Raw genomic sequence first — 20,552 nt, forward strand, 5'->3', positions numbered from 1 at the left:
CTGGTCACAGGAGGCCTAGCCGGTGCGCTCCTCAATATGTATATCGGTGGCCTCTTAACCATTCTTTCAATAGCCGGTGGGCTCCTCTACACATATTCCAAGCAGGCATTCGGTCTTCATGATAAGACCAGATCCAGGGAGATATTCATTCATCGTATTTATTTAAGGCGAGGTTATGGGAAAACAGGAATTTAAACTGCCATATGCCGGAATAGAAGAGATAGGCGGACTTTCCGTTCTTTATGGTGAGTCAGGCGATTTTTCAGTAATTCTTTCTATCGAAAATCCGGTGCTTATTTATTCCGCTGATCCGGCAGGCTACCAGGCCTTTCATCTTCTGCTTCTCAATGTGATCAAGATATTGAGTGAAGGGTATATCATTCAGAAACAGGATGTGTTCTCTAAAAGAACTTATCAGGCGAAAGTGCAAAGTGAACCCCTTCAGCAAAAATACGATGAGCATTTTTCAGGGAGGGAATATATTGAGCACTCTAGTTATCTGGTTATAACCCGTCAGGTCAAACGAAGGGCAATGTACGTTTATGACAGGAAAGCCCTTTTGGATTTTGTATCCAATATTGCCAAGGTCTGTGAACTATTGAAAGGAGCATCGGTATCACCAAAAGTACTGCCCCAGGGTGAGATAGAACGCTATATTTCGCGGATGCTTGCCATGGATTTCTCCTCAGACCATTTTTCGCTCAATAACTTAAGGGCCGGGGATACTGAAATAGGTATTGGGAAAAAGGTGATCCGCTGCATGAGCCTGGTCAATATCGATTCCATTGACATGCCTGAATCCATTGGGCCATATTTAATGGCGAACGACGGGAAAGGACTACAGGAATTTCCGATGGACAACCTTTCTTTCCTGTCATCAGTTCCGGGTATTGAAAGTCTTGTTTATAACCAATTAATTGAAATTCCTTCCCAGGGCATTACCCTGAACAAACTGCAGCTGAAACGCAAGCGGCATTCCGGAGTTCCTGATCCAGCCAATCAGATGTGTGTGGAGGATATTGATAAGTTGCTCATAGATGTGGCAAGGGAAAACCAGTTGCTCGTCAATGCGCACTATTCTTTATTGGTCTGCTGCGAACTTCCACTTCTGGATACCAGCTGTAACTTTATTGAAGCTTCCCTATTTCAGCAGGGGATTATCCCCTCCAAGAATGCCTATAACCAGATGGAACTCTTTAGGAGTGCCTTGCCTGGAAATGCAGTGGAACTGAAAAAATACGACTGGTTCCTCACCACTTCGGATGCGGCCCTTTGCCTGTTCTACAAGGAACGGCTGATGCGGGATGAGCCCTCCAAGTTTCTCATGCGCTTTACCGATAGGAGAGGAATCCCTGTAGGCATAGATCCAGCAGATCTTCCTATGGAATCTGGCAGGATTACCAACCGTTCAAAATTTGTTCTGGGCAGCTCTGGTACTGGTAAATCCTTTTTTATGAACAGCCTGCTTGAACAGTATATGCTTTATAATTACGACATCGTGATCGTTGATGTAGGACATTCCTATTCCGGGCTATGCAATTATTTTGGAGGAAAGTATTACACCTATACCGAGGAGAATCCGATCACGATGAATCCCTTTCTTATTTCTGAAGCAGAATATAACATCGAAAAGAAGGATTTCCTCAAAACACTTATCGGACTTCTTTTAAAGGGTGCAGAGGGAAGCGTATCGCAGATTGAGGATACGGTTTTCTCAAATGTACTCTCGGCCTACTATTCAGACTTCTTTTTAGGAGAGGCTGATTATGCGCTGTGTTTTGATTCTTTCTACCATTATTCGATCGTTAAGATTTCGGAGATCAAGGAAAATGAGAAGATCAGTTTCGATCTTGATGAGTACCGTTATGTACTTAAAAAATTCTGTCTTGGCGGAGAGTACGGTAGGCTGCTCAACGAAAGCGCTGATCTCTCAGATTTTACAGAGCGTTTTATTGTCTACGAAATTGATTCAATCAAGGAAAATAGGGTTCTTTTTCCAATCGTGACGCTGGTGATTATGGATTTGGTACTGCAGAAAATGAGGCACCGTACAGGCCAGCGAAAAGCGATGATTTTGGAAGAAGCGTGGAAGGCAATCGCATCTCCGCTAATGGCTAACTACATTCTTTACCTCTATAAAACGATGAGGAAATTCTGGGGAGAGCCAATTGTGGTGACGCAGGAACTGGGCGATATTATCGGAAATGCTGTAATAAAGGATTCCATTCTGGCCAGTTCCGACACCATCTGCCTGCTCGATCAATCCAAGTTCAGGGGGAATTATGCAGAGGTAGCAAAGCTCCTGGCGCTCAGTGAGGTAGAGCAGCGAAAGATATTTACCATCAATGCGCTTGAAAATAAGGCCGGACGCGGGAAATTCAAGGAGGTTTACATTAAGCGCGGAAGTATAGGGGAGGTCTATGGCGTTGAAGTGTCGCTTTTTCAGTATTTAACCTTCACAACCGAAAAACCCGAAAAGACTGCTGTCGAATCTTATGTCAAGCGTTACGGTTCTTATCCTCTGGGACTGGAACATTTCGTTGCCGATATGAAAATGAGCGCAATCTCTCTTCCCGAATTTGTCAAGAAAGTCAATTCATCCATCACAAGTTAAATTCTATTTTTATGCGAAAAATATTCATCTATTTTTTATTTGGAATCTTCGTGCAATCGGCCTCCGCACAAATATACGTTGACCCAACAACCGCTGCGGCCACGGCTGCCCATGCAGGGGTGATGAACAGCGGTCTGTCCCGAACCAGCGACAACCTTACTCTTGTGCAAAGGGCACAGCTCGCGGTAACTGGTCAGCTTGGAATTGTAAATGACCTTCAATCCACTATTTACAGAGGCTTATCTGAGGTTTCAGGAGTAATGAGGTCTCTGCTTTCTGTTAAGGATATTTATGCGATTTCTCAGGATATTGTCATTGATGTGAATAAGGCGATTAATCTAGCCTCTGGTGACCCGGTATTATTGCTGTTTGCCGAAGGAGGTGCTAGGGAGTTCAAAACCCGTTCGATCAACCTTGCTACCGAGGTTAGCTCTTTTGTATTAAAAGACGGGAGGGACGCGCTGATGGATTCCGGTGAACGGGCAAAGCTTCTCAATAGGATCGTCACAGAACTTACCATCCTCCGCGGAGTGGCCTATGGCATGTACCGTACGATGTACTGGGCAAAGCAGCGCGGAATCTTAAATTCCCTAAACCCTTATGCAGGATATATCAATATTGATAAACGCATAGCGGACGATATTATCAGGAATGCCAAGATGCTCAAGCAATGAAAAGCGCAGCATTTTTCACGGCTATGATTTTCATATCAATAGCTGCTCATGCGCAGTTGAATGTCGGGCTTTTGCACCAGCTTGTGGGTAATAGCAAAACAGAACACGGAAAACAGTCTGATGCGAGGGACAGGCAGGCGGGATCCACTGCAAATGAGGAGGCAAACAAAACCCTGATGGTAAGATTAAAGAATAAATACAGGGATATCCAGTCCCGGTTCAAGACTTTGGGACTTGCCATTGATGCGGTGCAGATCGGAATCGAAGCCTATCCATTGATTGCTGATATTACCGAAAGCCAGGGGATGATTTTTGATTTATGCAAGGACGATTCTATACTTTCCGTTCTGGCCATACAGGCAGAGCTGGATATGGGGGATCGGGCACATGCACTGCTGAATTTTTTGTACGGACTTGCTCTTTCTATGCAGGACATCAACCAGATGAAGCAGAGCGACCGCAAAATGCTTTTTTCCCATGTGCTCACTGAACTCCGCCTGATAGCCGGGGCATCCAGAGGACTGGCGGTAACCCTTCAATATTCTTCAAGAAAAAAGGTCTTCAATCAGCTAAACCCTTTCTCAGAATTTATCAATACCGATAAAAAATTGGTAGATGAAATCCTGCGAAAAAAAGATATCCTAAAAAACTGATGTTATGAAATTGCTTATTTTAATTTTTTTAATGCTGATTGGTCATTATTGTAGTAAAGCTCAAAGGCTAGTTTTTGACCGCGGGCATTTTAATATCGTAAATGAAAATGGAGCAGTACGTCTGGCAGCTGAAAATACGTATAACAGTTATTTAAATACGATCAACAACCGCCTTTCGGATATTAATCTCAATCTGGGCGCGGTCGTTATGGTTCAGTCATTAATCCTGTCTTCCTTAAGAGAAGTTGATCAGGGGCTCAAAACAGCAATCGCGGTCAGACAGATCGGCTCACTGGTTGCCGAGATTTCATCGGAAAGTGCCGGGATGATTGATATCGCCAAATCAGATCCCCATCTGCTGCTTTTTGCAGAAGACGTTTCCCGCCAGGTAAAAGATAGGGGGATAAACCTATTTTCAGAAGTCTCTGCTTTTGTATTGAAGGAAGGCGAAAACGTCCTCATGGATTTCGAAAAGCGCGATGCGCTGCTTAAGAAAATTGCCCTAGAGCTCCGCGTCATCCGTGCCCTGGTATTCAGCATGAAAAAATCCATGTACTGGACAAAAATGAATGGAGTCTTCCGTTCGCTTAATCCCTATCAGGGCTTTATCAATCAGGATCTGCGTCTCGGGAGTGATATTTTATTCAAATCAAAACTTTTAAAACCATGAAAAAACCTTTTTTGCTTCTTTTCCTCTGTTTGCTCTCAACGCTCCTCTGGTCACAGAAGAAAATTACCGACAAACACATTACCTACCAGCAGGAACGAATGGTCTTCAAGCAATGGGATGCGGATAAGTTTACGCCCAAACCAGGATTTTTAGGGCTCAACCCTGATTACTGGATTACTTGGGCGCTTCACCCCAATTATCCCAAAACGGATCTAAGACCCCTTGGCCCGCTCGGTCCACAAACGCAACGGCTGATGTTGGCAGCAGCCATGCAGAACACAGATAATCTCTACAAACTGCATGCGGATACCCTTCGCAATACTGCGCTGAGCGAGGCCTCCAATTATTCTTCGGCACTTTCTTTTGCCGATCCCCTTTGGCTAATGTACTATCGCAACGAGTTTGAAGGATTATTAAATCAGGCAGATGCCGATATGCTTGCAGGCCTTTCGCTTGCAGAACAGAAATACATAATATCTGTGGGTCTGTTTGACTGGTACAGGGAGGAAAGCAGTGCACTTCTTGAAAGGCTGGAAATCGCGAGGTCGACTACCTTAGACCGGGGATCAAGGATAATGGCCTACCACAGGATGCTATCTGAATTCAGAAAACTCTCGGCAAGCTGGGAAACCAAGAAATCCAGGGCAAAAACCTATCTCTCTATCCGCTCGTCTGTCCAGAAGTTACGGGCCGGTGAAGTTCAAAGACCAGCATCCCCAAAGAGCGATATCCAGATTGCCAATGATATTCTTAAAAAATCAAAACTATAAGCAATGGATATTTTAAATGTTATAACCGGCACAGCCGGTTTTTTTGTGCAGGCAGTGCCCGATTCGTTCAAGGACACTTTTAATTTTCTTCAGGGCAACGGCGTGTATGAAGAGGGGATGATGCATTTTCTGCATGAGATGAAAAGTACGATCTGGACTCATTATGATGCCTTTATTGCAGATGCGCAGGCACTGGCGGCAATTTTTATGCTCATCTTTTTTGCTATCAAAAGCTATGAAATGATCTCCGGGGATAAACAGCTTGAAATTATGCCGCTGCTCCGTCCTTTCGGTCTGACCATGGTGATTCTATGGTGGAGCATCTTTACCCGGGTCCTTGCGTATCCAACCGATGTTGTAGAACAGAAGACCTCAGCAATGTTCGATGGCAGCCAGGCAGAGATCAATGATCTCAGGCTACAGCGGGCGAAGCTCATGGTAGAGGTTTCTGATCAGCTCTATAAAATTCAGGCCGAGACGCAGACAGCAAAAACAGAAGCGGATACCTGGTATGAAAATGCATGGGAATCTGTTAAGTCTTCGGTAAAGGAAGGGTTTTCCGAAGTCTGGAACCCGATAGTGGAAATGAGAAACCGGCTGGAGGTTGGTCTGCAACTTTTGGCTACCTCTCTTTTGGAAACACTCGCTATATGGATACTCAGGGTCTGCACCTACATTATTTTTATCATTCAGATCATCTTTTCCACGATACTGATTATTTTAGGCCCCTTTTCAGTAGCCGTCTCTATTCTGCCAGCTTTCAGGGATTCCTTTTCGACATGGGTCGCCAGGTTCATCTCGGTAAACCTTTATTCAGGGATTGCATATCTGGTGATGTATGTAGCGTCCCTTTTCCAGCATTATGCACTTGAGGCGGAAATTACCCGTTATCAGGAGCTTGTTGGGACTGGCGGGGCAAGCCTTGAAAAGCTCGGCTGGTTTGCCAGCAATGGAGTTCTCTCCTTTGGAATGGTAATCGTAACCTTTATCATCGGTGCACTAACCATGCTTACCGTGCCGAGCATTTCAACATGGATAGTATCCACATCGGGTGTATCTTCTGCCGCAAGTTCTATGGGAAGAGGTGCATCAAGCATGACCAGGGTTGCTGGACAGATAATGGGAGGATAGAGAGATGATGATAAAAAGTATCGAATCCAAAATCCGTCTAGCCACATTCCTTTCGCTGGGAAGTTTTTTGCTCTGTCTATCGGTAGTCGCTGTTGTTTCTTTTTTTGCCTATGGATATGTTAGGGATTCTCGTAAAAGTATTTATATTCTTGACCCCTCGGGAACACCAATCCTGGCAAAACAGACCGATGTGCAGCTAAACAGAGCAGCAGAATATCGCGCACATATTGCAAAATTCCATTCTCTTTTCTTTTCGCTGGTACCAGATGATAAGTTCATAGAATATCAGATGAAACAGGCCATGTACCTTATTGATGAAAGTGGTGCCCTTCAGTATAATAATCTGAAGGAAAAAGGTTTTTTCACCTCTATTCTCTCCTCCTCTGCTGTACTCACGCTCCGAACCGATTCTATTTTTTTAGATGAAAAAAGAATGTATTTCCGGTATTATGGTACACAGAAAATAGACAGGAGAAGTTCAAGCGTCACCCGCTCGCTTATCACGGAGGGAAGCCTGGTCGATCTTGAAACAAGATCTGATAATAATCCCCACGCGGTGTTAATTACCAGATGGAAGACATTAGAGAACAGGGATATTTCAACTATAGATAAAAATGCATTCCAATGAAAAAGAGAACTGTGTTTTCAGAACTCAGAAATGAGTTCTCTGATCTGATCGAACGCCTCCTGGCCTCCATATCAGGTTTTTTCAAAAAATATCCGAAGGTTATCTTCTCATCTATGGTGCTGCTACTAGGCAGTTCCTTTCTCTTGTGCTTTACGCTGCTGAGAATGGATTCAAAAAAAGCCCCTTTAGAAAAAAAAGCACTGCTAAAAGTTGAGAGTGGGCTTAGCGAAATAGGAACAACTGTAAGTAAGCTTAAAAGAACTCTGGAAATTAGGGAAGCGCTGAAAGTTTTATTGGCCAAGGAAACGCTAAATAGCCAGGACAGCCTGCTCATGGTCAGTATGGTAGCCGAGCTTGAGCGTGCCGGCCACACGAAGAATTAATTAAATTATATGAAAAAAATAGATTTAAAAAAGCCCAGGTACGCTCTTCCCATAATCTGTCTGCCTTTTCTTTTTCTCTTCTTTTATGTCTATAAAAGCAGTTTTGGAAAAGAAGGTAAAATAGTCCTGGGAAGAGATTCGCTACAGACCAACGTGGCAAATGTTTCCGAGCAGGTGAGGAACCAGGAGCTTTCGGGAAAGCTGGATGCCTTTAGAAATAAATTCAAGCAGGCCGATGGATACACTGCTGTTGGTAGTATTGGTGAAGAAAACCAACAGCTGGCAGAGATAAGCTCATCCTACAATTTGAGGGAAAAGCATATGCTAGATTCCATTGACCAGGTAATGAAGGCAAAATATGGTCTGCCAGGCAGACCGGAAAATGTAAACCATGGATATTCTGCGGCAGGACAGAGCTTTGTAAAGTCGCGGAACCCTTCCAGAACTGAGCAGGACATCGCACTCGCCTCGGCACTGTCGAAGATAAAAATGCAGGAGAACAGGGTAACTAAGGAGGTTGATAACTCTAAAAACCCATCCGATCCCATGCAGCTTTTTCGGGCACAGATGGCTCTTGTCGACAGTATGGGGAAAGCTAATGATCCCGCTGTAAAGGAGAATATTGAAAAAGAACGGGCTCTGAAACTGGCCGAAGCAGAAGCCAAAAGCAAGAAGATCATTCCGGTCAAAAGATCGCATGGATTTTCGGCTGGCTTCAATACCATACTTTCCGGAGATGTCGAACGCCCTATTTCTGCGATCATTGATCAGGATGTTACAGGCTTTTCCGGATCGCGCCTGCGTATAAGGCTGACTGATGATATCATGGCCGGCAAGTTTATGATCCCTAAAGGCACCTACCTCTATGCAACTATTTCAGGCTTCTCTGCCCAAAGGGTTTCCTTGGTGATCTCATCGGTATTCCATGGCGGGGAAATTCTGCCGGTAAATCTTCAGGTTTATGACAACGACGGAATGGCCGGTATTTATGTTCCATCTTCCGCCTTTCGCGAATTTACCAGGGACATGAGCAGTTCAAGCACGCAAGGGATTACCATACAGCAGATGGCAGAAAACAACAATCAACTCGTTATGGGGGTGCTTTCCAAGATGTTCCAGTCTACAACAACAGCGGTAAACAAGTTGATCCGGTCCAATAAGGTCAAGGTCAGATACAATACCCAGGTTTATCTCATTGATCCCAATGAGCTTAAAAGAAAACAACAATCTTATTAGAATTTCATGAAAAAAATATTGTTCCTAGCTCAAATTTTCCTGAGCTCACTGGCCCTTTATGCGCAAGTGCCACACTCAGTTACCGTTGCCGATATTCCGGTAATCGGAATATCGGGTTCAGTTTCTATCCACTTCATCTCGCCAGAGAAAATTTCCTATGTAGACCTATCCAGCAGTTCGCTGATTGGTGACCTTCCGGAAAAGAACATTCTCAGGATCAAGGCGATTCCAGACTCTGTTGCCGCTCTTTTCTCCAGCGGCGATGCTGGCCTGGTTACCATTGTCGGAGAAACCTTTATTGCACAATACAGACTCTCCTTTTTATCGCCTGCTAGTCCCGAGCTGGTTTCCACACAAATCGATATCCTGCCAACCTATATGAGATCCATTGATATTTCGGGGATAGGATTATCACAGAACGAAATGAAGAGCAATGCGCTTTCCCTGCTAAAGCGCAGAGGGGATTCCCGAATTAAAAAAGAATCAGCTTTCGGGATATCACTGGTGGTAAACCGGGTTTATACCCTTGGCGATTGCATCCTTCTTGACCTGAGCTTCCATAACTCGACAAATCTCACCTTTGATGTCGACGAGCTCAGGTTTAAGATAGCGGACAGAAAGATCAATAAATCTACCAATGTCCAGTCCATAGAATTAAAGCCGGTTTTTCAGCTTTATCCCTTTGAAAGATTTTCGAAATCCTATCGTAATATTTATTTCATTAAAAAAACCACCTTTCCCGGTGACAAGGAATTCAGTATTGAATTATCGGAAAAGCAGATTTCCGGAAGAAATCTTCGCGCTTCATTAAGTTACTCCGATATCCTAAACGCCGACACCTTTTAATGTTTCATTATGGAAGAAAGCAAGGAACAACAGAGCCTGCACCGCTTCCTTCAGTTTGCCATTTATCTAGCCCTTTTGCTAGATGTGCTCATGTTTGTCTATGCAACTAAGCTGTTAACTGATTTAGGTGCAGAGAAAATCGGGCTCGCCAGGTTTCTAGTGCGCATGTCACGGATTATTATTTACCAGCACCCGCTCTATAGCCGGTTTTTCTCGTTGTTGCTTATCTCGCTGGTTTCAATCGGGACACTGAGCAAAAAAGAAAAAGATCTTGATGCTAAAACAGCGATCATTTATCCGCTCGTGTTGGGATTAGTCTTAATGGCGGCCAGTATCTTTTTTTTTGGTGAAAAGGGGACTGCGGTTTTTTATCTGACCAGCTGGCAGGATATCGGGTATATCTTTTTATTGTTGATAGGTACGATCCTGGTGCACCTAGCGATGGATAATGTTTCCAAGATTATCAGCTCTTCTTTAGGTAAGGATAAGTGGAATACCGAAGAAGAATCCTTTATGCAGGCAAGAAAGCCTGTAAACGGACCATTTGCAGTTACCATCCCCTCACTTTTTTATTACCGCAAGAAAGTACATTCGGGCTTCATTAACATAGAGAACATCTTTCGCGGAACGCTTTTGATCGGGACCCCGGGCTCGGGCAAGAGTTTTGGCATTGTTATGCCCTTTATCCGGCAGCTTATCTTTAAGGAATTCTGTATCTGCTGTTATGACTTTAAGTTTCCCGACCTGGGTCAGATCGCCTATTACCATTATCTGCTGGGTAAAAAGCAGGGCAGGCTCTCAGGCTTTGATTTTCATGTCATCAACTTAACCCAGGTAGAGCGAAGCAGGAGGATAAATGTATTAAGACCAGATTACATAGTAACGCTCGCCGATGCTGGCGAAACAGCGGAAGCCCTGGTTGAAGCCTTGAAAAAAGGGGATAAATCCGGTGGTAGCGATCAGTTCTTTACCCAGAGTGCGGTAAATTTTCTTTCTTCCTGCATTTATTTCTTTTCTCAGTACCAGGGAGGGAAGTATTCTACTTTTCCGCACGTACTTTCATTTTTGAACTGCAGTTATGAGCAGATTTTTTCGGTGCTATTTTCCAATCCTGAGCTTGGGAGCTTACTTTCTCCATTTGCCACTGCATGGCAGGCTAAAGCTTTCAACCAGCTAGAGGGGCAGATAGGAACGCTAAAGGTATTCATCTCCCGCTTAGCTACTAAAGAGACGTTCTGGGTTTTTTCCGCGGATGATTTCAACTTAAAGATTTCATCCCGGGCGGAGCCCTCTATATTAGTCCTTGCCAATGACCCCAATACACAGAATATCAATTCCGCCTGCTATTCTGTGGTGCTCAACAGGCTGACCAGGCTTATCAACTCTAAAGGAAACCGGCCCTCGGCCTTGATTATCGATGAGCTGCCAACCTTATTTGTGCACCGCATTGAAAATCTAATTGCCACTGCCAGATCAAATAAGGTAGCGGTTCTCATGGGACTCCAGGAGCTTCCACAGTTTCAGCAGCAATATGGAAAGGATACCGCAACCACCATTACCTCGGTAGTAGGGAATGTACTTTCTGGCTCGGTAAGGAACAAGGAAACGCTCGAATGGCTGGAGCGGCTTTTTGGGAAAGTTAAGCAACAGTCAGAGAGCTTGTCCATTGATAGAACCAAGACATCGGTGTCGCTCTCGGAAAAACTAGAATCGCTGATTCCTGCAGGTAAGATCGCATCATTGAAGGCCGGAGAGCTCGTTGGTATGCTTGCAGCGGATGCGGTAGAAGAATATACCGGAAAATTTGATACCTCGGCGATCAACTGCAGGGTGAATCTTGATATGGAGGCATTAGCTACAGAGGAAAAAGCTTACCCTGATATGCCGTTGTATTATGATTTCGCAGGAAAAAAGGATGAGATTCTCCGTAAAAACTTCATGCGCATAAATGATGAAATACAGGTATTGGTTAAAAAATTCAGAACCGAGGCTGCCGTCCCAAAAAATGGGGAAAGTCCCAAAGCCTCCATGGCAGGCGGAATGAAGAGATAAACAAACTATTTTTTTTCAATCTTAAAATCAATTTTTATGGAAGAATTAACCGGCCGGCTTGTGGTGGTACATCCCCAGCTGACAACAGATCCTGTTTCCAGACAGGGTCAGATAGGTGTAATTGCAATAGCGGATCTTCAAAAAGATAACATTAGCGTCGGCTTTGGTGGTGGCCCACTTGGCAGGTATTCCTCAGATGCCCTCCTTGTGCTAAAGGATAAAAGGGAGCTTTATCAGGATATTATGACTGGGGTAAAGGATATGGATGCCGGTACTTTTAAAGACTTGCTCGATATTAATATGAAACAGGAGTATTCAGATTATGGTCACATCTCTGCTGCGATGAAGATTGCTGTCGAAAATCCAGAGGTGATGAAAAGGAGCATGATTTCCCTGGAGGACTATATTTCACGAAATCACAATATAAATGTCAGCGAAGCGGTTTCTTTTGAGCGTTAGGCTTTTGGCAGGCGTACTTCTCATTTTTGTTTGCTCTTCTCTATCCTGCTACTCCCAAATCTCCTTGCCTTTGAATTCAATAAAGGTAAATAGCGCTTTTGGTAAAAGGATACATCCTATTACCCATTTTGCGGATTTCCATCGTGGCATTGATCTTCACGCAAGAAATGAGCCTGTATTTTCTTTTCTTACCGGAAAGGTATCCGGCGTAGGCTTTAATCCAATTCTGGGAAAATTTATAAGGATTGATCATTCAGGCCTTGAAAGCATATATGGCCACCTCTCCATTATTCTGGTTCGAAAGGGCGAGGAAGTCCGTTCTGGGGAAGTTATAGCGGTTACGGGATCTACCGGTAGGGTGACTGGCGAACACCTGCACTTTAGTTTGCGCATCGGGGGAGTCTACATCGATCCTGTAAACTTTATTCTTCGCTACTATAAAGTAGCCAAAATTAATCAAATAAATTTTATGGAAAATTCAGCCTATTTGACCCTAAGGCAAAAACTGGAACTACTCGCCATGGTAGAGGAAGTGGAACTGAATCAGGACGAGGCCTGGGTTTACGGAATTGGTTTTGCGGATACGGAGGAAGAGCAAGATGGATAAAAAAGATGTTCATAAACCCCTGCACGTTCAGGTTGCCGAGAAAGTAATTGAGGCACTCCGCGCCGGAACCGCACCCTGGCAGATTCCATGGGATTCAGCGGGCATGCCTCTTCTAATGCCTTACAATTTTCAGAGCGGCAATAGATATAAGGGAATCAATGCCCTATCACTTTTGATGGCAGGTAGGGAAGATCCAAGATGGATGACCTACAGGCAGGCAGAGGAAAGCGAAATGCAGGTGAGAAAGGGAGAGAAATCCATGCTCATCCAGTTCGTTAAAACAAGTGATGAGCGAACCAGGCGCGACGCTTCAGGAAAGGTTATGCATGATGAGCTCGGAAAGCCCATAAAGGAAACAAGGGAACTTCCCCATGCCATTGTTCGCAATGCTTACGTGTTTAATGCCGCGCAGATCGAGGGCATGCCCAAACTGGAAAGAGAAAAGCCAGGCACCAAGTGGGCACCGGTTGAGCGGGCAGAGAATCTCATTGCCTCCTCAGGCGCAGTAATTTTTCACCAATATTCCGCAAATGCCTTTTATGACCCAAAAAGGGATGCTATTACGCTTCCCTACAAGGACTGGTTTTCTGAAAGCCACAAATATTATGCTACACTGCTCCACGAACTGGGACACTGGACGGGGCATCCAGACCGGTTGAACCGAGACATGGGTAAAGGCTTTGGGGATGCGAGCTATGCCAGGGAGGAGCTCAGGGCAGAAATCGCTTCGATGCTTATTGGACAGGAACTTGGTATAGGCCATGACCCGGGACAGCATTATGCCTATGTGGAAAGCTGGATATCGATTCTGGAGAACAATCCTTTTGAGATCTTTTCTGCTTCCATGGATGCCGAGCGTATTCTTGGCTATATCATGGATATAGAAAGAAAGCAGGAGATTACCAATGAAAAGGTTTCCCTGAATGCGATGCAGCCTGCTCCCGGAAAAGCTTCTGGGTATCTCACCACGGGAGATAAGATTCCATATAACGGATCGGTCTATGAGGTTCTAGGCCATTTAAAACAGGGAAGGCTGAAGATGCATGAAAGCCTGAACGGCAATGCATTTACATTGGGCCGGGAAGATAAACTCTACGCAGCGCTTTTATATCTCAAACGCGAAATGGGTGCTGAGTTTCAAAATGATAAGCACACTAACCAGATTGGCGAAGCTGTGAACCAATCACATCTTGATTTAAACAGATAAAACGAATTTATGAAAAATATAATTATCGAGGAGGCCCTGCCCGTTGCAGAGCTATCCAGGCTAGGGCTATACGACGGGACCAGGTACTTATTGGACGACACAGACATTGCTGCACTTCTTTCGGGCAGGAGAACTTCTTTAGTGAACCTAAAGAATCTGGTCAGCGAGGCTTTTGCTATTGATAGCCTGGATGCTAAGCTATCCTTAAACCTGGATGAAGATAGTCTCCACGAGATAAAATTGCATCCTATTTACAAGGAGCCGAAACTGTCTCCGGATTTATTGGATGTTGAAGCTGATGCGCTGGTCGCAGGAGAGGTTAAGAATATTGCAAAACCCATTAATTTTCCTGATGGCACGAATAGGACTATCGTATTTGAATATGATAGTGAAACCAGGGAGTTCATTTCCTATGATCCAAAAGGGGTAGAGGTTCCATTTCAGATCAACGGAGAGAAACTAGATGTAAAGAAAAGTAAGGATTTTGCCCTAGGACGCATTGTGCAGCTAATCGATGGGACGATGATTCAACATAGGGCCAGTGAGCCCAAGGGGATCGTAGCCAGCCGTACAGCACTTATCTTAACTTTTTTGAAAGACGGTAAAGCCGCGGGTTTTTTATTAAAAGATCTCGCTCCCATAATGGATTCAAGTATTCATCAGACTCCCTTTTCACTAGGCTTTGAATCAGCATTCCTGGAATTGAAAAAAAACGATGGCGCAATTTCAGACGAGATGTTGCAGCAGAGAGAACTCGATGAGTTCAAAAACGAGTATAGCCGCGGCTATAGTCATGGCATATCTAGATAAATATGGACAGAGAATGGGTTATGTGCGATGGTTTCGCATACCTGATTCCTTACGGGCTGCCAGAGATATGTATCCGTACCGTTTATCTTTTTTATGAAAAAAGGGATTGTCTAAAAGTTCTGTCGGATGCTACCTCAGTCAAATTTCGGGATGCCGCGCTGGCAACGTTTGGTTTTCTTGCTCTTCCGGAAGGTATAATACGCATCAGCTTGGTATTCCCCAATGCGAAATTCGTGACTGTATTCGGAGATGATCTGCCTGCAATCGTATTAACCTGTAAGATTTCGCTATGGCTGAAAGGATTTGACGCAACTTTTCTGGTTTTATCCCATCATGTGATTTTCACTTTTAAGTCATGCGAATTTTCATGTGCGGAATCACTCTTTTCACTTAATAGGTTTTGTAAGATCACCGGATTTAGGACTAATCTAAGGCCTTTGCAAATCCGGTAAAATCCATTCCCATGATTCCAGAAATTTTCAAACAGGATATAAGTCTCGATATCCGGGTATTTGGATTCGATGTCAATGTCAATTATGTGTACAACTGGCCCAGCAAAAGAAATGATGAAAAAGAGCCAACCGTTGTACACCTGGAGTTTCGCTCAGATTCCAATATTATATCCGGTACCGGCTACCGGTCACATTTTCTCTTTTCTGCTTTTTTAAAGGATTGCGGATATGCGTCCATCGAGGAACTGGCAATCTCCCTTGGCGAACACCTCGCCCGGGAAAATGGCTATAGCCCTCCCCAGCCTGAGCGACAGCTTAGCCTATTTTGATTAATTAATAATATATTCTTATGAATGAACAAAATTTGGATTATCTAAAAAAGAGCCTGGATTATCTGGGCTTTGGAACAAAACTTAACGATGTTCTTGAATCAGCAATTTCCAGGGAACTCCCTGCTTTTACCCTCGGAGTTACGCAAAGCTACACATCTGCCAACGCCAAAAAGAATCCTGCAATTGGTTCCGATCAGGTCAGGTTCATGCTGAATTTCAACCGCTCCAAGCAGAGCGATATGTATTTTCTGAACGATTATGAGGTAACTCTGAATAAGGCCGGAAGTGCCTTGCCTATCAGACAAATCTTTGATCTGGAAAGGGACAACCGGATTACGGTGCTACAGGCCTATAAACTACTCTCTGGGAACTCACTTGAACGGGATGTTTACACCAAATTGGAAAACAGTGAGGGTTCGGAAAAGAAAAAGGTTTGGTTTAAGCTCAACCTTGATGTTCAGGATGCCTACGGGAATCATCCCCTGAAAAAATTCTACCCCGAATTCAAGTTTGAGCTATCTGATGCCATAGACAAATATCCGTTCAAGGGTCTTACTGAACTTGGAAAGGATGGTATGATGAAAATGCTGAGAAGTGGCCATCTGGCACCGGCCGAGATGATGGTGGGTAAGAAAGCCGTTGCTGTAATGGTAACCGCGAATCCCCAGTTTAAGGGACTTGATGTTTATGATAAGAACATGGCCATTATCCGCCAGGATGAAATCTTTCCTAAAAAAGAAGAGCAAAAAGAAAGCACGGCCTCGGCTGAGCAAAGAACTTCCCAAAAAAGCGAAATCGATGCCAGCAATACAGAAGAGCGGTTTCCATGGGAAAACCAGCGGGATGGTGATACCTCCCAAAGCGAGGAAATAGGAAGATAATCTTTTGTAACAGCAAAGAAAAAATGAGAAAGCTTTTAGCTAAGATAGACCGCATCCGCGCAAGCGGATGGGTTACCCTTGATCTTAAGGAAGATCACCTGCTATATAACTTAAACGGCAAGCGCTTTCAGGTAGAAAGTATGGCTACGCCCGATATCAAGTGCAGGGTGTCGGTAATGATTGAGGGTGAAAAAGTTGATTTAAGCATTGACGACTTGTATTAGAATTTATGACCAAACTAAAATTAAGAACCCCCATAAGCTATTATGGGGGTAAGCAAAAATTAGCCAGGCGCATTGTTTCGGTAATTCCGCCGCATGTGCTTTATTGTGAGCCTTTTATTGGTGGCGCGGCGGTATTCTTTGCTAAAGAACAATCAAAGGTTGAGGTAATTAATGATACCAATAAAGAACTGATGAATTTTTATAGGGTAGCGAAGGAGGATTTTACTTCACTAGAAAAGGAGATCAGGATCTCTCTTCATTCCAGGGATCTGCACAGAAAGGCTTCGGTGATCTATAACAATCCGGATATGTTTTCGGAGGTAAAAAGGGCATGGGCAGTCTGGTTGACTTCATCACAGAGCTTTTCTTCGCAGCTTGACAGCAGTTGGGGATATGATAAATCAGGTAATACCACAACAAAAAAAATAAATTCCAAGAAAGAAGGATTTGTTGAAGAAATGGCTATCAGGCTCCAGAACTGCCAGATAGAATGCGCAGATGCGCTTTACATCATCGCAAGCCGCGATACCGCAGATAGTTTCTTTTACTGTGATCCGCCCTACTACAACTCTGACTGTGGTCACTATGACGGTTATTCTGAAGGGGATTTTGAAGCCCTTCTTTTTTTACTGGCCGGAATAAAAGGCAAGTTTTTGCTCTCTTCCTACCCATCTCCAATATTGGAAAAATATGCCAAAGAACATGGCTGGCATCAATGGTCGGTAAAGCAACAGGTTTCCGTTAATGCAAAAGGAGGAAAGCAGAAAAGCAAGACGGAGGTGCTAACAGCTAACTACCCGATAGACCTAAAGACGGAATTTGGAGTTTGAAAGTAAAGGAAATAAACCCAGAATTGCTGGCACTTTATCATGGTTCGCTTGGACTGGACGGTGGGAAAATAAACATCCAGTCCGGTAAAGGAGTTGGCTGGAACGCTCTCACTCTCGGAAATGCATTTTATACTTCAATAAGTGAGGACGCCGCCTGCCTTTTTAGCCATCTCGTACTCCAGAAGTCAAGATTGAAAGGTGAATCGGGGTTTGATAATCTTGGATATGCCAAAATCTATAAGATAACACTCAGCAAGGATGCCAGCATTTTGGATGCTGACAAAGCTCTGGACGCATCTCGCGTCCGGAGTATTTTGCTGTGCGCAGGAGTTTCCGAGCGATACCTAAATCACCGGCACGATGACCAGCTCTCTGATTTTTACAAGGTTGCTGATCTGCTCTGCTATGGGATGGACTGGGAAGGTAACCGTAATGAATATCTTACAAGGGTACTGGGTTACGACGGACTTTTAATTAAAGAGAGAGCCTGGGAAAACTGGGATTATTATCCATCAGGCATTGGGATTGACTGGGATAAAACAAACGACCCGAAACTTTGGCCACCAAAAACAGTCGCGATATACAATACAGATAGTGTAGCGGGATTTGAGGTAATCCGCGATGGCGTAATTGAATCTTTGGCAATAGATCATTCAGATTTGCAAAGATAAATTATTAACAGGAGACTCATGTGCTCATCTCAAAATGCGAGTACATTAATGATAGATGCACCCCAGGTTATGCCTATTTGCATCTATTTCTAACAGGAGCGTAATTAAATGTGATTATCCAATCCTGTTATTCTTCAGAATACCGTTCGAAAAATATTTGTTACTCAAAATAAACGTCATGGATATGGAGTTTGATTTAAATATAGAAACTATTGTGCGCCAGCATGATCTAACGATCGAAGAGGTGCTTTCAAAGCAAATGTTTTCACATTTTACCGAGCAGCAGGCTAAGGATGTGATCCTTACTATCAAAAAAATGTCTATAATCATTTTTAATGCAAGTGAAAAAAAGGATCAAAAAACTTGATAAATTAATTGATTATTAGTATCTTATAGTGTAATAAAAAGAAGTATTATTTATGTCAGACATCTTTTTTTTCGACTCATTTGCAAAAGGGAAACAAAATAAAAAAGTTTCCAAAAGCTTGGAATGCGTTATCTATACAAGGGTTAGTAGTAAAGAACAGGCTGATAATTTAAGCCTGGGAACCCAATTGAAGGCATGTATGCTATACGCAGAGAAATTTGGGTTTAATATTGCCGCTCAGTTTGGGGGAACCTACGAAAGCGCTGAGAACGATGAGAGAAAGCAATTTACCGCCATGCTTTCTTTCGTGAAAAAATTCAAAGGAAAAATATCTTCTATCTTAGTGTATAGTCTGGAGAGGTTTTCAAGAAATGACAACTCAATCTGGCTTAGCGGAGAATTGAGGCGCTTAGGTATAGAAATAATTTCCGTAACACAACCTATTGATACCTCGAGTGCTTCGGGTCAGATGCAACAAAAGTTGTTGTTCCTGTTTGGCGAGTTTGACAATCAATTGAGAAAGCAAAAATGTAGTGCTGGTATAAAAGAGATGTTACTGCGTGGTGATTGGCCGACTAATCCTCCTTTAGGATTTGAGATTGACAGATCGAAGAACAAAAGGCAGATTGTTATAAATGGGAAGGGAAGGCTCATTCGTCAGGCCTTTGAATGGAAAGCTTATGAAAATGTGTCAAATGAGGTAATTCGCGATAGGTTGGCGGCTAAAGGACTAAAATTGATTCATCAGCGTATCTCAGAAATCTTTAGAAATCCATTCTATTGTGGCTTGATGGTGCACAATATGTTGGAGGGACAAGTGGTTGTGGGCAATCACGAGAAATTAATTAGCAGGGAACTTTTCTTAAAGGTTAACGGTATGCTAGATAAGATTCCCCATGGTTTTTCACTAAATGAAGAAAATGTGCACATTCCTTTGAAGCGCTTTATGGTATGTGCCGAATGCGGGAAGCCGTTGAGTGGCTACCTCGCACGCAAAAAGAATATACATTATTATAAATGCAAAACCAAAGCTTGCTGTAATAACAAAAATGCTGATTCTCTTAATTCCAGATTTGCAGACATACTTGATTTCTTTAAAATTGACATTGCCAAGGAATATATAGAACTATTGGTTGAGCAGGTTGCTGCAACATTTAACCAGTTGACTCAAAATAAGCAAGCGGATCTTTTAGAGTTGGAGAACAGCCACAGAGAAGTGAAGAAGAAGGTGGAGCGATTAGAGGAAAGATATATTGAAGAAGATATAAGTCAGGAACTTTACACAAAGTACCATGAGAAATATTCGGACGAAAAAAGAGAAATTGAGCGGAATTTGCTCATCCTGTCTAATAAAAGTTCGAACCTTTTAAAATGCGTTAGGTTGGCTATAGAATATGCCACTCAGCTACCTTTAAACTGGCTTTCTGGTGATTACCATACTAAGCAACAACTCCAAACATTACTGTTCCCTAGTGGTATGAGTTATGATAAGAAAAATGATAAAGTTCGAACCACTGAAATAAATTTAGTGTTTTTGTATATAGCTTATTTTCAGCAACTTATCAGTAAAAAGAAAAGAGGCATACCAGAATTATCTCTGGATTATGCCTCTTTTGCCGATTCGGTAGCGGGGAGCAGGATCGAACTGCCGACCTCAGGGTTATGAATCCTGCGCTCTAACCATCTGAGCTACCCCGCCAGGGGTGTGTCAAAGCGACACTGGTTATTTCGGACTGCAAAGATATAACATAAATTGTTTTTTAAAAAAGAAATTTGAAAAATAACATAAGCCATTCACTATCAATGAAAATAAAGTAGGTCAGGGCGGGCCATGAGGCTACTGATTGGCCCAAGCGGTAAGTTTTGGTCTTTTAAGCCTGTATCTAAGCCATAGTCTTTTAATTGAAGTTAAGTGTTTCTCTCCTCCCAAACCTTACAGTGGGACTTTAACTTTAAACTTTAAACTTTAAACTTTGTACTTTCAACTTTCAACTTTGCACTTTCAACTCTGCTCCTTCAACTTTAAACCCTCAATTTTCCCCATCAGTTTTCTCT

At 43.3% G+C, this 20,552-nt stretch carries 22 protein-coding genes and 1 tRNA gene; 22 read left to right on the forward strand and 1 reads right to left on the reverse strand.

Going from position 1 to position 20,552, the window contains the following annotated elements:
* Nucleotides 1-175 precede the first annotated feature (175 nt).
* The 22 genes from ACQY77_RS17245 to ACQY77_RS17350 all read left to right on the forward strand — a co-directional run bounded on the left by ACQY77_RS17245 (nucleotide 176) and on the right by ACQY77_RS17350 (nucleotide 20,163).
* Complete coding sequence (locus ACQY77_RS17245) at nucleotides 176-2,614, forward strand: TraG family conjugative transposon ATPase (protein ID WP_056095063.1); 2,439 nt, start codon at nucleotides 176-178, stop codon at nucleotides 2,612-2,614.
* A gap of 50 nt (nucleotides 2,615-2,664) precedes the next feature.
* Nucleotides 2,665-3,288 carry a hypothetical protein gene (locus tag ACQY77_RS17250; RefSeq protein WP_421941044.1) on the forward strand — a complete coding sequence of 208 codons (624 nt, stop codon included), beginning with the start codon at nucleotides 2,665-2,667 and terminating at the stop codon, nucleotides 3,286-3,288.
* Nucleotides 3,285-3,941: a hypothetical protein gene (locus tag ACQY77_RS17255; RefSeq protein WP_056095057.1), complete on the forward strand. Its 657-nt coding sequence runs from the start codon at nucleotides 3,285-3,287 to the stop codon at nucleotides 3,939-3,941. The genes ACQY77_RS17250 and ACQY77_RS17255 overlap by 4 nt, the downstream gene beginning before the upstream one ends.
* Before the next feature lie 4 nt (nucleotides 3,942-3,945).
* The gene (locus ACQY77_RS17260) at nucleotides 3,946-4,611 is read left to right on the forward strand and encodes a hypothetical protein (RefSeq protein ID WP_056095054.1); all 666 of its coding nucleotides are present in this window, start codon (nucleotides 3,946-3,948) and stop codon (nucleotides 4,609-4,611) included.
* Nucleotides 4,608-5,381 (forward strand): hypothetical protein, encoded by a 774-nt coding sequence (locus tag ACQY77_RS17265; RefSeq protein ID WP_056095051.1) that lies wholly within the window; start codon nucleotides 4,608-4,610, stop codon nucleotides 5,379-5,381. The genes ACQY77_RS17260 and ACQY77_RS17265 overlap by 4 nt, the downstream gene beginning before the upstream one ends.
* Before the next feature lie 3 nt (nucleotides 5,382-5,384).
* Nucleotides 5,385-6,512 carry a hypothetical protein gene (locus ACQY77_RS17270; RefSeq protein ID WP_056095048.1) on the forward strand — a complete coding sequence of 376 codons (1,128 nt, stop codon included), beginning with the start codon at nucleotides 5,385-5,387 and terminating at the stop codon, nucleotides 6,510-6,512.
* A gap of 4 nt (nucleotides 6,513-6,516) precedes the next feature.
* A complete protein-coding gene (traK, locus tag ACQY77_RS17275; RefSeq protein WP_056095045.1) occupies nucleotides 6,517-7,140 on the forward strand; it encodes a conjugative transposon protein TraK in 624 nt (207 codons plus the stop codon).
* Complete coding sequence (locus tag ACQY77_RS17280; RefSeq protein ID WP_421941043.1) at nucleotides 7,137-7,523, forward strand: hypothetical protein; 387 nt, start codon at nucleotides 7,137-7,139, stop codon at nucleotides 7,521-7,523. The genes traK and ACQY77_RS17280 overlap by 4 nt, the downstream gene beginning before the upstream one ends.
* Nucleotides 7,524-7,532: 9 nt before the next feature.
* Nucleotides 7,533-8,759: a conjugative transposon protein TraM gene (gene traM / locus ACQY77_RS17285; protein ID WP_056095039.1), complete on the forward strand. Its 1,227-nt coding sequence runs from the start codon at nucleotides 7,533-7,535 to the stop codon at nucleotides 8,757-8,759.
* A gap of 6 nt (nucleotides 8,760-8,765) precedes the next feature.
* Nucleotides 8,766-9,605: a DUF4138 domain-containing protein gene (locus tag ACQY77_RS17290; RefSeq protein ID WP_056095036.1), complete on the forward strand. Its 840-nt coding sequence runs from the start codon at nucleotides 8,766-8,768 to the stop codon at nucleotides 9,603-9,605.
* 9 nt (nucleotides 9,606-9,614) lie between these two features.
* Nucleotides 9,615-11,657: a type IV secretion system DNA-binding domain-containing protein gene (locus ACQY77_RS17295; RefSeq protein WP_056095033.1), complete on the forward strand. Its 2,043-nt coding sequence runs from the start codon at nucleotides 9,615-9,617 to the stop codon at nucleotides 11,655-11,657.
* 36 nt (nucleotides 11,658-11,693) lie between these two features.
* Nucleotides 11,694-12,116: a hypothetical protein gene (locus ACQY77_RS17300; RefSeq protein WP_056095029.1), complete on the forward strand. Its 423-nt coding sequence runs from the start codon at nucleotides 11,694-11,696 to the stop codon at nucleotides 12,114-12,116.
* A gap of 70 nt (nucleotides 12,117-12,186) precedes the next feature.
* Complete coding sequence (locus ACQY77_RS17305; protein ID WP_197413307.1) at nucleotides 12,187-12,723, forward strand: M23 family metallopeptidase; 537 nt, start codon at nucleotides 12,187-12,189, stop codon at nucleotides 12,721-12,723.
* Nucleotides 12,716-13,930, forward strand: a complete 1,215-nt coding sequence (locus ACQY77_RS17310) for an ArdC family protein (RefSeq protein WP_421941041.1) — start codon at nucleotides 12,716-12,718, stop codon at nucleotides 13,928-13,930. Before ACQY77_RS17305 ends, ACQY77_RS17310 begins: the two co-directional genes overlap by 8 nt.
* A 9-nt stretch (nucleotides 13,931-13,939) precedes the next feature.
* Nucleotides 13,940-14,740, forward strand: coding sequence for a DUF4099 domain-containing protein (locus tag ACQY77_RS17315; protein WP_056095020.1), 801 nt, complete (start codon nucleotides 13,940-13,942; stop codon nucleotides 14,738-14,740).
* A gap of 463 nt (nucleotides 14,741-15,203) precedes the next feature.
* Nucleotides 15,204-15,521, forward strand: a complete 318-nt coding sequence (locus ACQY77_RS17320; protein ID WP_056095014.1) for a hypothetical protein — start codon at nucleotides 15,204-15,206, stop codon at nucleotides 15,519-15,521.
* A gap of 20 nt (nucleotides 15,522-15,541) precedes the next feature.
* Entirely contained in the window at nucleotides 15,542-16,405 is an 864-nt protein-coding gene (locus ACQY77_RS17325; RefSeq protein ID WP_056095011.1) for a hypothetical protein, read from the forward strand.
* A 23-nt stretch (nucleotides 16,406-16,428) separates the two neighbouring features.
* On the forward strand, nucleotides 16,429-16,629 hold the full coding sequence (locus tag ACQY77_RS17330; RefSeq protein ID WP_056095008.1) for a hypothetical protein: 201 nt from the start codon (nucleotides 16,429-16,431) through the stop codon (nucleotides 16,627-16,629).
* 5 nt (nucleotides 16,630-16,634) lie between these two features.
* Complete coding sequence (locus ACQY77_RS17335; protein ID WP_056095006.1) at nucleotides 16,635-17,459, forward strand: DNA adenine methylase; 825 nt, start codon at nucleotides 16,635-16,637, stop codon at nucleotides 17,457-17,459.
* Nucleotides 17,456-18,130, forward strand: a complete 675-nt coding sequence (locus tag ACQY77_RS17340) for a hypothetical protein (protein WP_056095002.1) — start codon at nucleotides 17,456-17,458, stop codon at nucleotides 18,128-18,130. The genes ACQY77_RS17335 and ACQY77_RS17340 overlap by 4 nt, the downstream gene beginning before the upstream one ends.
* Nucleotides 18,131-18,314: 184 nt before the next feature.
* Complete coding sequence (locus tag ACQY77_RS17345; protein ID WP_147273612.1) at nucleotides 18,315-18,497, forward strand: hypothetical protein; 183 nt, start codon at nucleotides 18,315-18,317, stop codon at nucleotides 18,495-18,497.
* A 52-nt stretch (nucleotides 18,498-18,549) separates the two neighbouring features.
* On the forward strand, nucleotides 18,550-20,163 hold the full coding sequence (locus ACQY77_RS17350) for a recombinase family protein (RefSeq protein WP_369817107.1): 1,614 nt from the start codon (nucleotides 18,550-18,552) through the stop codon (nucleotides 20,161-20,163).
* On the opposite strand, the gene ACQY77_RS17355 is transcribed toward ACQY77_RS17350, so the two are convergent.
* Nucleotides 20,123-20,196, reverse strand: a tRNA-Met gene (locus ACQY77_RS17355). The two genes, ACQY77_RS17350 and ACQY77_RS17355, sit on opposite strands and share 41 nt — an antisense overlap.
* Nucleotides 20,197-20,552: the final 356 nt, after the last annotated feature.

This window comes from Pedobacter sp. (genome assembly GCF_965279535.1).
Taxonomy (GTDB): domain Bacteria; phylum Bacteroidota; class Bacteroidia; order Sphingobacteriales; family Sphingobacteriaceae; genus Pedobacter.